The 11,914-nt window shown below is 74.6% G+C and carries 10 protein-coding genes; 8 read left to right on the top strand and 2 right to left on the bottom strand.

The features are described 5' to 3' along the window. Positions 1–3: 3 nt before the first annotated feature. Positions 4–933 carry an NAD-dependent epimerase/dehydratase family protein gene (locus IG74_RS0139805; RefSeq protein WP_030687583.1) on the top strand — a complete coding sequence of 310 codons (930 nt, stop codon included), beginning with the start codon at positions 4–6 and terminating at the stop codon, positions 931–933. Next, positions 930–1,622 carry a spherulation-specific family 4 protein gene (locus IG74_RS0139800; RefSeq protein WP_030687580.1) on the top strand — a complete coding sequence of 231 codons (693 nt, stop codon included), beginning with the start codon at positions 930–932 and terminating at the stop codon, positions 1,620–1,622. Before IG74_RS0139805 ends, IG74_RS0139800 begins: the two co-directional genes overlap by 4 nt. A gap of 3 nt (positions 1,623–1,625) precedes the next feature. On the opposite strand, the gene hemE is transcribed toward IG74_RS0139800, so the two are convergent. Further along, on the bottom strand, positions 1,626–2,693 hold the full coding sequence (gene hemE, locus IG74_RS0139795) for a uroporphyrinogen decarboxylase (protein WP_030687578.1): 1,068 nt from the start codon (positions 2,691–2,693) through the stop codon (positions 1,626–1,628). 156 nt (positions 2,694–2,849) lie between these two features. Here hemE and IG74_RS0139790 point away from each other — a divergent pair, with 156 nt between their 5' ends. From IG74_RS0139790 to IG74_RS0139770, 5 genes are all read left to right on the top strand, one after another. Then, positions 2,850–3,509 carry a DUF3000 domain-containing protein gene (locus IG74_RS0139790; RefSeq protein ID WP_037826893.1) on the top strand — a complete coding sequence of 220 codons (660 nt, stop codon included), beginning with the start codon at positions 2,850–2,852 and terminating at the stop codon, positions 3,507–3,509. 284 nt (positions 3,510–3,793) lie between these two features. Then, positions 3,794–4,456 (top strand): response regulator transcription factor, encoded by a 663-nt coding sequence (locus IG74_RS0139785; protein WP_030687574.1) that lies wholly within the window; start codon positions 3,794–3,796, stop codon positions 4,454–4,456. 78 nt (positions 4,457–4,534) lie between these two features. Beyond that, positions 4,535–5,818, top strand: coding sequence for a ribonuclease D (locus tag IG74_RS0139780; protein WP_030687572.1), 1,284 nt, complete (start codon positions 4,535–4,537; stop codon positions 5,816–5,818). Between the two features lie 1,023 nt (positions 5,819–6,841). Next, on the top strand, positions 6,842–8,068 hold the full coding sequence (locus IG74_RS0139775) for a thiolase family protein (RefSeq protein ID WP_030687569.1): 1,227 nt from the start codon (positions 6,842–6,844) through the stop codon (positions 8,066–8,068). Next, complete coding sequence (locus IG74_RS0139770) at positions 8,065–10,197, top strand: 3-hydroxyacyl-CoA dehydrogenase NAD-binding domain-containing protein (RefSeq protein WP_030687567.1); 2,133 nt, start codon at positions 8,065–8,067, stop codon at positions 10,195–10,197. Before IG74_RS0139775 ends, IG74_RS0139770 begins: the two co-directional genes overlap by 4 nt. A 92-nt stretch (positions 10,198–10,289) precedes the next feature. Here the strand turns inward: IG74_RS0139770 and IG74_RS0139765 are convergent, their stop codons facing one another. Further along, on the bottom strand, positions 10,290–11,324 hold the full coding sequence (locus tag IG74_RS0139765; protein ID WP_030687565.1) for a hypothetical protein: 1,035 nt from the start codon (positions 11,322–11,324) through the stop codon (positions 10,290–10,292). Between the two features lie 123 nt (positions 11,325–11,447). Between IG74_RS0139765 and IG74_RS0139760 the strand changes: the two genes are divergently transcribed. Beyond that, complete coding sequence (locus tag IG74_RS0139760) at positions 11,448–11,822, top strand: hypothetical protein (RefSeq protein ID WP_030687562.1); 375 nt, start codon at positions 11,448–11,450, stop codon at positions 11,820–11,822. The last annotated feature ends 92 nt before the right edge of the window (positions 11,823–11,914 follow it).

Below are 11,914 nucleotides of genomic sequence, written 5' to 3'. Positions count from 1 at the left end.
GCGTTGCGGATCCTCGTCCTGGGCGCGACCGGCTATCTGGGCGCGCACGTCACCGAGCGGCTGCGCGCGCTTCCCGGCGCGCGGCTTCGCACCTGCGGCCGCGCCCCCGCCGCGGACCTGCGCTGCGACCTGGCCACGGCCACACCGGGGGACCTCGTGGAGCTGCTCGCGCGGGCCGCGCCCGACGCGGTCGTGAACTGCGCGGGCGCGGTCGGCGGCACCGCCCTGACCCTCGCGGAGGTCAACTCCCGCGGCCCCGCGGTGCTCTGCGAGGCGGTGCGCGCGGCGGCGCCCGCGGCCCGCCTGGTCCAGCTGGGCTCCGCCGCCGAGTACGGCCCGCACCCGCGCGGCGCGCGCACCGCCGAGGACGATCCGGCCCACCCGGTGGCGCCGTACGGGGCCACCAAGCTGGCGGGCACCCTCGCGGTGACGTCGTCGGGGCTCGACGCGGTGGTCCTGCGCGTGACGAACCCGGTCGGTCCCGGCGCGCCCGCGGCGGGCCTGCCGGGGCGCCTCACCGCCGAACTGCGGCGCGCCGTCGGCGAGTCGCCGCACGGCACGGTCCGCGTCGGCGACCTGTCCGCGGTCCGGGACTTCGTCGACGTCCGCGACGTGGCGCGGGCGGTGGAGCTCGCGGTGGCCGCGGCAGGGCCGGTGCCGCGGCTGCTCAACGTCGGCAGCGGCCGGGCCGTGCCGGTGCGCGATCTGGTGCACGGCCTGGTGCGGGCGGCGGGCTTCCGGGGCCGGGTCGAGGAGTCGCTGCCCGCGGTGGGCCGCTCCGCGGCGGTGCCCTGGCAGTGCGCGGACGTCGGCGCCGCGGCGCGGGAGCTGGGCTGGCGCCCGCGGCACTCCCTCGCCGACGCGCTGGCCGCGCTGTGGGCCGCGGACGGTGCCGTGGGCGCCGGGGCGCGCGTCCCCGCGGACCGGCGATGAGCCCACTGCTCGTACCGCTGTACGTCCATCCGGCCGCGGCCCCCGCGGCCTGGCGGGCGCTCGTGGCGGTCGCGCCCCACCTGTACGGCGTCGTGCTCAACGCCGCCGACGGGCCGGGCGCGGCCCCCGACCCGGCGTTCGCCGCCGCCGCGCACGCGCTGCGCACGGCGGGGGTGCGGGTGCTCGGATACGTCGACGCGGCGTACGGCGAGCGGCAGGCCCGCGAGGTCGCCGCCGATCTGGACCGGCACCTCGACTTCTACCGGGTCGACGGCTGCTTCCTGGACCGGATCGCGGCGGACCGCCGCGAGCTGCGCCACTGCCGCCGCCTGGTCCGCCTCGCGCGCGAGCGCGGGATCGCGCCGGTGGTCCTGAACCCGGGCACGCACCCGGCGTCGGCGGGCTACGCGCGCGCCGCGGACCTGCTGGTCACCTTCGAGGGGCACTGGGCGACGTACCTGAGCGCGTTCAGCGCACCGCCGTGGACGGCGCGGCACTCCCCCGACCGGTTCTGTCACCTGGTGTACGGGGTGCCGCCCGCCCTGTCCCGGCTCGCGGCGCGCACGGCGGCGCGGCGCGGGGCGGGGGTGCACTGCGCGGTGCCGGGCGCGGGGCCCAACCCCTGGATGGAAGCGCCGCAGGCACCGGAACCGCCGGGCCCGCCGCAGCTCCCCGACCGCAGGGCGTGAGGGTCAGACGGCGGTGCGGGTGTGCACGTACTCCACGAGCCGGGTCAGCGCGTCCGGGTCCGTGGTCGGCAGCACGCCGTGGCCCAGGTTGAAGACGTGGCCTTCCAGCCCTGCGGCCGCCGCGAGCACCTCGTCGGTCTTGGTCTCGACGGCCTCGCGCGGGGCGAAGAGCACGGCGGGGTCGAGGTTGCCCTGGAGCGCCTTGCCGGGGCCCACGCGGCGGACCGCCTCGTCGAGCGGCACGCGCCAGTCGACGCCGACCACGTCGGCCCCGGCCTCGCCGAGCAGGCCGAGGAGTTCGCCGGTGCCGACGCCGAAGTGGATGCGCGGCACGCCGTACGACGCCACGGCGTCGAAGACCTTGCGCGAGGCGGGCATGACCGAGCGGCGGTAGTCGGCGGGCGCGAGGGCGCCCACCCAGGAGTCGAAGAGCTGCACGGCGGAGGCACCGGCCTCGATCTGCACCTTCAGGAAGGCGCTGGTGATCTCCGCGAGCCGGTCGAGCAGGTCGGCCCAGAGTTGCGGGTCGCCGTACATGAGCGCCTTGGTGTGCTCGTGGTTACGGCTCGGACCGCCCTCGACGAGGTAGCTCGCGAGGGTGAACGGCGCACCGGCGAACCCGATGAGCGGCGTGCCGCCCAGCTCGCCGGTGAGCAGGCCGATGGCCTCGGTCACGTACGAGACGTCGTCCGGGGTGAGGTCACGCAGCTGCGCGAGGTCGGCGCGGGAGCGGATGGGCCGCTCCACGACGGGGCCGACGCCCGGCTTGATGTCGAGGTCGACGCCGATGGCCTTGAGCGGGACGACGATGTCGCTGAAGTAGATGGCGGCGTCGACGCCGTGGCGGCGCACCGGCTGCAGGGTGATCTCGGTGACGAGGTCGGGCCGCATGCAGGACTCCAGCATGGCCGTGCCCTCACGGACCTTGCGGTACTCGGGCAGGGAGCGCCCGGCCTGCCGCATGAACCACACGGGCGTGTGCGGCACCGCCTCGCGCCGGCACGCCTTCAGGAAGGCGGAGTCGTACGTCGCTGCGGGCTGCTGGCCGGTGGCCTCGTCGTTGACAGTCACCGGGAAAGTCTCGCACGGCCCCGCCCGCGACGAGAAAGCCCATCGGTGTTCGAGGCCGGGCGCGGGCGGCGCGGACGGCCCGGCGGGGGCGGAACACCTCGCCGTGCCACGGCGGGGTGACTGCACGAAGCCGCCGTTCCCCTTAATGTTCCCCGCATGGCTGCGGCTCAGGGACAACGGTCGGACGGCGCTGGCGAGATGGACGGAGCGCAGGGGATGGTGGCGGACACGGCGCCGCCGCCGTTTCGCGCGGCGGTCGACGCGCTGCGGGAGGCACGGCTGCGGCCGCAGGTCGAGATCGACCCGACGCGGCCGCCGCAGCGGCTCGCGCCGTTCGCGTACGCCTTGGAGGCGGCGGTCGTCGAGGACGACGAGGACCTGGCGGACGGGCGGCTCGTGCTGCTGCACGATCCGGCGGGGCACGAGGCCTGGAAGGGCACGTTCCGTCTGGTGACCCTGGTGCGGGCGGAGCTGGAGCCGGAGATGGCGGCCGATCCGCTGCTGCCCGAGGTGTGCTGGTCGTGGCTGACCGGGGCGCTCCAGGCGCGCGGGCTCTCCTGCGGGGAGCCGAGCGGGACGGTCACGCGTGCGGGTTCGCACTACTTCGGCGGGCTCGCGGAGCGGCCGCCCGCCTCGCAGATCGAGATCCGCGCCTCGTGGACGCCGCGGGAGGGCGCGGGGGGCGTACCGGACGCGGGGGCGCATCTCGCGGCGTGGTGCGATCTGCTGTGCCAGGTGGCGGGGCTGCCGCCCGCGGGGCCCGCGGACGGCTCGGTGGTCACGCTGCCGCAGCGCCGGGGCCCGCGCCTGAGCTGAGCCCGCGCGGGCGGCCGCGGGGCGTCACTCGGAGCGGCGGTCGGTCCGTCGCACGGGTTGGGGGCGCGTGCGCCCGCTTGACGCGCCGGGCGCGCCATACGCCCAGGTGAATCGTCGGATGATCGATCGCATGTCCGAATCGCCCCGAATTGTTACTCACCAAATCGTGATCATCCCCTAAAGGCCGAGACAGGAGGTGCCGAAGAGGTCTGTGACCTTGAAACGTACGGTTCGCCCCGGCTTCATCCCCGAGCCGCCCGTCCCGCCGCCCCCCAGGAGGCCTGGTGTCCGTTCTCCTCGAGCAGCCCGCAAGCCTGGTCGCCTACCGCCCGAACAAGCCGACCGCCATGGTCGTCGTGGCCGACCCCCGTGTCCGCTCCACCGTGACCCGCCATCTGTGGGCCCTCGGGGTACGGGACGTCATCGAGGCCTCGTCCATCGCGGAGGCTCGGCCCCGGATCGGCAACCCCCGCGACATCTGCGTCGCGGACGTCCACCTTCCCGACGGCTCCGGCCTGACCCTCCTGTCCGAGACCCGCGCCGCGGGCTGGCCCAACGGGCTCGCCCTGTCCGCCGCCGATGACATCGGCGCCGTACGCAACGCCCTCGCGGGCGGCGTGAAGGGGTACGTCGTCACCGGCACCCGCACCAACGTCGGGCTCCCCACCCGTCCCGGTGCCGCCCCCATCGGCTCCGCCGCCGCCCGCATGCACCGCCGCCCCCCGGGCGCCCCGAGCCACCCCGGCGGCTACCGCGAGCTGTCGGGCCGTGAGGTCGAGGTCCTGCGGCTCGTCGCCGAGGGCCAGTCCAACAAGGCGATCGGCGTCTCGATGGGCCTGTCCGCACTGACCGTGAAGAGCCACCTCGCCAGGATCGCCCGCAAGCTCGGCACCGGAGACCGGGCCGGAATGGTAGCGGTGGCCCTCCGTACCGGAATCATCCACTGACTGATTTACACCCCCTGAGCGCCCGTCGACGTAACGTTCCGTCGACGGGCGCCGTCCGTTCACAGATACCCTTGACAGGTGACCGACGCCCAAGAGACCGCAGCAGACAGCTCACTGCGAACCACCGGAGGCGCTCCTCCGGACGAAGGCGTCAAAGGCGTCTCCGTCGACGGGACTCCCACACCCCTGCTCGAACCGCGCGACGGCATCCCGCCCGTCGTGGCGGACCAGGAAGCCCTCGCGCAGGTCATCGCGGCATTTGCCGCTGGTACGGGACCGGTGGCCGTGGACGCCGAGCGAGCCTCCGGCTACCGCTACGGCCAGCGCGCCTACCTCGTCCAGATGCGCCGCGAAGGCGCCGGGACCGCGCTGATCGACCCCGTCGCCTGCCCCGATCTGTCCGGCCTCGGCGACGCCCTCGCCGACACCGAATGGGTGCTGCACGCAGCCACCCAGGACCTCCCGTGCCTACGGGAAATAGGCATGATTCCGTCGCTCATCTTCGACACGGAGCTGGCGGGGCGCCTCGCCGGATTCCCGCGCGTCGGACTCGGCGCGATGGTGGAGGGCGTCCTCGGCTACGTCCTGGAGAAGGGCCACTCCGCCGTGGACTGGTCGACCCGTCCGCTGCCCGAGCCCTGGCTGCGGTACGCCGCCCTCGACGTGGAGCTCCTCGTCGATCTGCGCGACGCCCTGGAGAAGGAGCTCGACCGGCAGGGCAAGCTCGACTGGGCCCGCGAGGAGTTCGACGCCATCGCCAGCGCGCCGCCCGCGCCGCCCCGCAAGGACCCCTGGCGGCGCACCTCCGGCATGCACAAGGTGCGGCGCCGCCGGCAGATGGCCGTCGTACGGGAGCTGTGGACCGCCCGCGACCGGATCGCCCAGCGCCGTGACGTCTCGCCGGGCAAGGTGCTCAGCGACGGCGCGATCGTCGAGGCCGCCCTCTCCCTGCCGTCGAACGTGCACGCGCTGACCGCGCTGCCCGGCTTCGGCCACCGCATGGGGCGCCGCCAGCTCGAACAGTGGCAGGCCGCGGTGGAGCGGGCCAAGGCGCTGCCCGAGGCGGAGCTGCCGCAGCCCGGTCAGGCCGTGACCGGGCCGCCGCCGCCCCGCTCCTGGGCGGACCGGGACCCCGCCGCGGCGGCGCGGCTCTCCGCCGCGCGGGCCGCCGTCTCGGAGCTCGCGGAGCGGCTGAACATGCCGCAGGAGAATCTGATCACTCCGGACACGGTGCGGCGCGTGTGCTGGGAGCCGCCCGCGCCGGTCGGGGTGGACTCCGTCGCCGCGGCCCTGGCCGCGCACGGCGCCCGCGCCTGGCAGATCGCCCAGGTGGCCCCGGCCCTCACCACCGCCCTGGCCTGACCCCCGCGCCTGGCCCCACGGGGCCCCGGGCCCGACCCCGGCCTCGGGGCCCCGGCTCCGCAGGACCCACCCCGGGCCCGGGCCCCGGCCCCGAGCCAGGCCCTGCCCCCGCGGGGCCCGCCCCCGGTCCGGGGCGCTTGCCTTGCGAGACCCGGCCTCGGCGCGGGGCCCTGACCCCGCGGGGCCCGACCTCGGCTCGGGGCGCTGGCCCTACGAGGCCCGACCTCGGCTCGGAGCCCTGGCCCCGCGGGGCCCGGCCTCGGCCCGGGGCGGTCATTCCCACCCACCCACCCGAAACTCCCCAGCCTTGCCAGCCGGGCCCCGACGCGGGGCGCTCGCGGGTGGCGCCCTATGGGTGCGCGTGCTCGGCGGGGGCGGGCGGTGGGACCGCCGCGGACTTGCGGGCTGAGCCTTGACGCGAGGCGCCTGCGGCTGGGCACCGCTGGGGCCCTCGTCCTTGGCGGGGCGGGCGCGGGGCCACCCCGGACTTGCAGGCTGAGCCCTGACGTGAGGCGTCTGCGGCCGGGCTCCCCTGGGGCCCTCGCCCTTGGTGGGGGCGGGTGGGTGGGACCGTCCCCGCCGCGCGCAGCGCGGGGCTGTTCGCCGGGGCTGTCGGCCGGGAGACGTCTCGCGGCGCGGAACGCAGCCCCCGCCCCCCACCGCCGCAGGCAATCGTCCCGCAGGGCGAGTGAGGCATCCCCTGCTCGAGCGGAGCCGAGAACTTGGGGAGGGGTGGGCATGGCGCACAGGTGCCGCCCGGCCGTTGCGCAGGGCTGGGACGCAGTCCGAGACGTCGCACAGGACCCCGGGGGCAGGCCGGGACATCGCCCCGGGGCGCGGGGGGGGTAGGCACAGCCCCAGGTGCCGCGCGGCCCCCGGCCCCGGTGAGGCGCAAGGTTCCGGACTGGGCGGGGCATGTGACATGGACCTCCCCGGGGCCACCCTTGGCCTACTAGTTACCGGTAAGTAGCATGACCCCAGGAAGCGCGCCGCAGGCGCACCGCACCCTGGAGGAGAGCCATCGTGCCTCGTACCGTCAGGGACGTCGTCTTCGTCGACGGCGTCCGCACCCCGTTCGGCAAGGCGGGCCCGAAGGGCATCTACCACGAGACCCGTGCCGACGACCTGATCGTGAAGTCCATCCGGGAGCTGCTGCGCCGCAACCCGGGCCTGGACCCCGCCAAGATCGACGAGGTCGCCGTCGCCGCCACCACGCAGATCGGTGACCAGGGGCTCACCCTCGGCCGCACGGCCGGGATCCTCGCGGGCCTTCCGCAGTCCGTGCCGGGCTACTCCATCGACCGGATGTGCGCGGGCGCGCTCACCGCCGTGACGGCGACCGCCGGTTCGATCGCCTTCGGCGCGTACGACGCCGTGATCGCCGGTGGCGTGGAGCACATGGGCCGCCACCCGATGGGCGAGGGCGTCGACCCGAACCCGCGGTTCGTGAGCGAGAAGCTGGTCGACGAGTCCGCCCTGTTCATGGGCATGACCGCCGAGAACCTGCACGACCGCTACCCCTCCATCACCAAGCTGCGCGCCGACGAGTACGCCGTGCGCTCGCAGGAGAAGGCCGCCAAGGCGTACGCCAACGGCAAGATCCAGCAGGACCTGGTGCCGATCTCCATCCGGAACACCAACTCCGAGGTGGGCGAGACCGGTTGGGGCCTGGCCACCCAGGACGAGCCGATGCGTCCGGGCACCACCCTGGAGAACCTCGCGGGCCTGAAGACGCCGTTCCGTACGCACGGCCGCGTCACCGCGGGCAACGCCGCCGGTCTCAACGACGGCGCCACCGCCTCGATCATCGCCTCCGAGGACTTCGCCCGCGAGAACGGCCTGCCGGTCAAGATGCGGCTCGTGTCGTACGCGTTCGCCGGCGTGGAGCCCGAGGTCATGGGCTACGGCCCGATCCCGGCCACCGAGAAGGCCCTCGCCAAGGCCGGGCTCGGCATCGGCGACATGGGCCTGTTCGAGATCAACGAGGCCTTCGCGGTCCAGGTGCTCGCCTTCCTCGAGCACTACGGCATCGCCGACGACGACGCGCGCGTCAACCAGTACGGCGGCGCCATCGCCTTCGGCCACCCCCTCGCCTCCTCCGGTGTCCGTCTGATGACGCAGCTGGCGCGGCAGTTCGAGGAGCAGCCGGAGGTCCGCTACGGCCTCACCACCATGTGCGTCGGCTTCGGCATGGGCGCGACGGTCATCTGGGAGAACCCGCACCACAAGGACGCCGGAGGCGACAAGTGAGCACCACCACCGCTGAGCTGTTGAAGGGTGCCGCCGAGCTGTTCCCGGACGAGGTCGTCACGCAGGCGCACGTACGCCACCTCGACCTGCCGTTCGGTGCCGGGCGCTTCGCGCTGATCACGCTCGACAACGGCTTCGACCACACCAAGCCGACCACCTTCGGCCCGCAGTCGCTCGCGAACCTGAACGCCGCGATCGACCAGGTCGAGCAGGAGGCCGCCGAGGGCACGATCGTCGGCGCCGGCGTCACCGGCAAGCCGTTCATCTTCGCCGTCGGCGCCGACCTCAAGGGCGTCGAGCTGCTGAAGCGGCACGAGGACGCGCTCGCCATCGGCAAGGGCGGCCACGACGTCTTCAAGCGCCTGTCCGCGCTCGCCGTACCGACGTTCGCGTACTACAACGGCGCCGCCATGGGCGGTGGCGTCGAGGTCGGTCTGCACTGCACCTACCGCACGGTGTCGAAGGCGCTGCCCGCCTTCTCCCTGCCCGAGGTCTTCCTCGGCCTGGTGCCGGGCTGGGGCGGCTGCACGCTGCTTCCGAACCTGATCGGTGCGGACCGCGCGGTTTCGGTCATCATCGAGAACTCGCTGAACCAGAACAAGCAGCTCAAGGGCAAGCAGGTCTTCGAGCTCGGCATCGCCGACGCCCTGTTCGAGGGCGCCGACTTCCTGGAGCAGTCGCTGCTGTGGACGGCCTCCGTCCTCAAGGGCGACGTCGAGGTGGCCCGCGGCGACGTCGACCGCGGCGAGGCCTGGGACGCGGCGGTCGCCCGCGGCCGCGCCATCGCCGACTCCAAGGTGCACGGCGCGGCCCCGGCCGCGTACCGCGCCCTGGAGATCATCGCCGCCGCGAAGGACGGCGACGCCCAGAAGGGCTTCGACGCCGAGGACACGGCGCTCGCCGACCTCATCATGGGCGGCGAACTGCGCTCCGGCATCTACGCGTTCAACCTGGTGCAGAAGCGCGGCAAGCGCCCCGCGGGCGCGCCGGACAAGAACCTGGCACGGCCGGTCACCAAGGTCGGCGTGGTCGGCGCCGGTCTGATGGCCTCGCAGCTGGCCCTGCTCTTCCTGCGCCGCCTCGAGGTGCCGGTCGTCCTGACCGACATCGACCAGGAGCGCATCGACAAGGGCGTCGGCTACGTCCACGCCGAGATCGACAAGCTCCTCGGCAAGGGCCGCGTCAACCAGGACAAGGCCAACCGCCTCAAGGCCCTGGTGACGGGCGTCCTGGACAAGGCCGAGGGCTTCGCCGACGCCGACTTCGTCATCGAGGCCGTCTTCGAGGAGATCGGCGTCAAGCAGCAGGTGTTCGCCGAGGTGGAGGCCGTGGCCCCCGCGCACGCGATCCTGGCGACGAACACCTCCTCCCTCTCGGTGACCGAGATGGCCTCGAAGCTGAAGCACCCCGAGCGGGTCGTCGGCTTCCACTTCTTCAACCCGGTCGCGATCCTCCCGCTCCTGGAGATCGTGCGCGGCGAGCAGACCGACGACGCCTCGCTGGCCACGGCCTTCGGCGTCGCCAAGAAGCTGAAGAAGACCGCGGTCCTGGTCAAGGACGCCCCGGCGTTCGTCGTGAACCGCATCCTCACCCGCTTCATGGGCGAGATCCAGAACGTCATCGACGAGGGCACGTCGGTCGAGGTGGCCGAGAAGGCCGTGGAGCCGCTCGGTCTGCCGATGTCCCCGCTCGTGCTCCTGGAGCTGGTCGGCCCAGCCATCGGCCTGCACGTCTCGGAGACGCTGAACCGCTCCTTCCCCGACCGCTTCACGGTCTCGCCGAACCTGAAGGCCGTCGTCGAGGCGGGCAAGCGCGGCTTCTACGTCTACGACAGCGGCAAGCCGGAGCTGGACCCGGAGGTCGCGGCGCTCCTGAAGCAGGGCGACAAGGTCCTCACCGAGGAGCAGGTCCGTGACCGCGTCCTGGACGCGGTCGCCCAGGAGATCGGCCTCATGCTGGACGAGGGCGTCGTCGCCGAGGCGCAGGACATCGACCTGTGCCTGATCACCGGCGCGGGCTGGCCCTTCCACCTGGGCGGCGTCACGCCGTACCTGGACCGCGAGGGCGTCAGCGAGCGCGTGAACGGCAAGCGGTTCCTGGAGCAGGGAGTCGCCAGCGTCCCCGCGTAACGGGACGCGCCGGGAAACCGGCGGGGGCCCGGTCCGCCGACTGGCGGGCCGGGCCCCTGTGCGCGTACGGGCCGTGCGGACGTGCGCGGCGGTCAGCGGCCGGTGACCGGCTGCTCCCACGCCTTCAGGGCCAGGCCCGGCTCGTCCTTGCGGTAGGTCAGGCGCAGGTCGTCGGTGCCGGGCACGAAGGTCGCGGCGACCACGCGGCCCGCGGCGTCTGCGCCGAGCGCGAGCCGCGCGTCGACCGGGAGGGCGGGGCCCGACTCGGTCCACCAGGCGCCCGCCGACTCCAGCTCGGTCGGGTACGCGGCGAAGGCGACGCGGCCGCTGTCCGCGCGCTGGGCCAGCAACGTGCAGTCGTAGCCGTCGAGTTCGCAGCGCACGGCGGCGACGGGGCCGGGGCCCGCGGCGCGGAGCAGCCGCGCGGGCTCCTCGTGCCCGCGCCAGGCCCGCAGGTCACCCTCCTCGTCCGTGAAGAAGAGGGTGGTGTGCTCGGCGGACGTGGCGAGCGCCCGCAGGGTGCCGGGGCGGGCGCGGAACGCGAGCGGCTCGTCCATGACCGGCACCTTGCCGGGGCCGCTCTGGCGCCAGCGCAGGATCGCGTCCGGCGTGCTCGCGTACGCCACGACGCGTCCCGACTCGGCGGTCACCACGGCGAGTTCGCCACGGACGCCCTGGCCCTTGAGGTCGCGCCAGGGCCCCCAGCCGCCCGCCTGCTTCTGCCCGCGCATGCTCACGCCGCCGCCCTTGTTCGGTACGAACACATGGGCGCGGCCCTCGGCGTCGACGGTGACGGCGGGGGTGCCGGTGCGGTCGCCCTTCTTGTTCGGGTGGCCGAGGGGGTTCCAGTCCAGGGCGGCGAGGTGCGGCTGGAAGTGCGTGGAGTGGACCAGGCCCGCCTCGCCCGGGACGGTGGGGCGCCACGAGACCAGGTGGGCGTAGGCGTCGGCGCCCTGGGAGACGGCGAGCACCGGGTGCACGCGCTGGTCGCCGCCGACGACGCGGGGGGCGGTCCAGGGGCCGCCCGGGGTGCGCTCGGTGCGGCACTCGACGGTGCCGCCGTCCGGGCCGAAGGCGTAGACGCAGAGCCGGCCGTCGCGTCCGCGTATGAGCCAGTCGCCGTTCACGGCCGAGGAGGTGGGGGCGGGGGCTGGGGACATGCGGCTTCCGGGGCGAGGGGCGGGTGCGGTGCGACCCACTCTAATGCGCGGGGGCCGGAGGGCCGCACCCGGGCGTGCGACCCTTTGCGCATGGAGAGAGTGACCCTTGTGGTCGATGCCGCGAATGTGGTCGGTTCCGTGCCGGACGGATGGTGGCGGGACCGGAAGGGGGCGGCGGAGCGGTTGCGGGACCGGCTCGTGCCGTATGCCGAGGGCGGCGTGGACGGGGTGCCCGGGCCGCTCGACGTGGTGCTCGTGGTGGAGGGGCAGGCCCGGGGGGTCTCCTCGGTGCCCGGGGTCCGGGTCGAGTCCGCCCCCGGGAGCGGCGACGACCGCATCGTGGAACTGGTCGCCGAGACGGCCGGACCCTGCCTCGTCGTCACCGCCGACCGAGCCCTGCGCGCCCGGGTCACCGCCCACGGCGCCACCTGCACGGGCCCGCGCACGGTCCGCCCGGCCCCTTAGCCCCACCACCCGGCTGGTCGGCACCTGGCGCTGTGCCCACCCGTCCCGCCCTGCGGGACGATTGCCCACAGCGGAGGGGGCGGTGGGAACGG

This window comes from Streptomyces sp. NRRL B-1347, from assembly GCF_000720325.1.
GTDB lineage: Bacteria > Actinomycetota > Actinomycetes > Streptomycetales > Streptomycetaceae > Streptomyces.
This window is presented reverse-complemented; position numbering and strand designations above follow the sequence as displayed.

Coding starts and splice junctions, on each gene's coding strand:
- IG74_RS0139800 (WP_030687580.1), top strand. CDS start 930: ATGAGCCCACTGCTCGTACCGCTGTACGTCCATCCGGCCGCGGCCCCC.
- IG74_RS0139790 (WP_037826893.1), top strand. CDS start 2,850: ATGGCTGCGGCTCAGGGACAACGGTCGGACGGCGCTGGCGAGATGGAC.
- IG74_RS0139760 (WP_030687562.1), top strand. CDS start 11,448: ATGGAGAGAGTGACCCTTGTGGTCGATGCCGCGAATGTGGTCGGTTCC.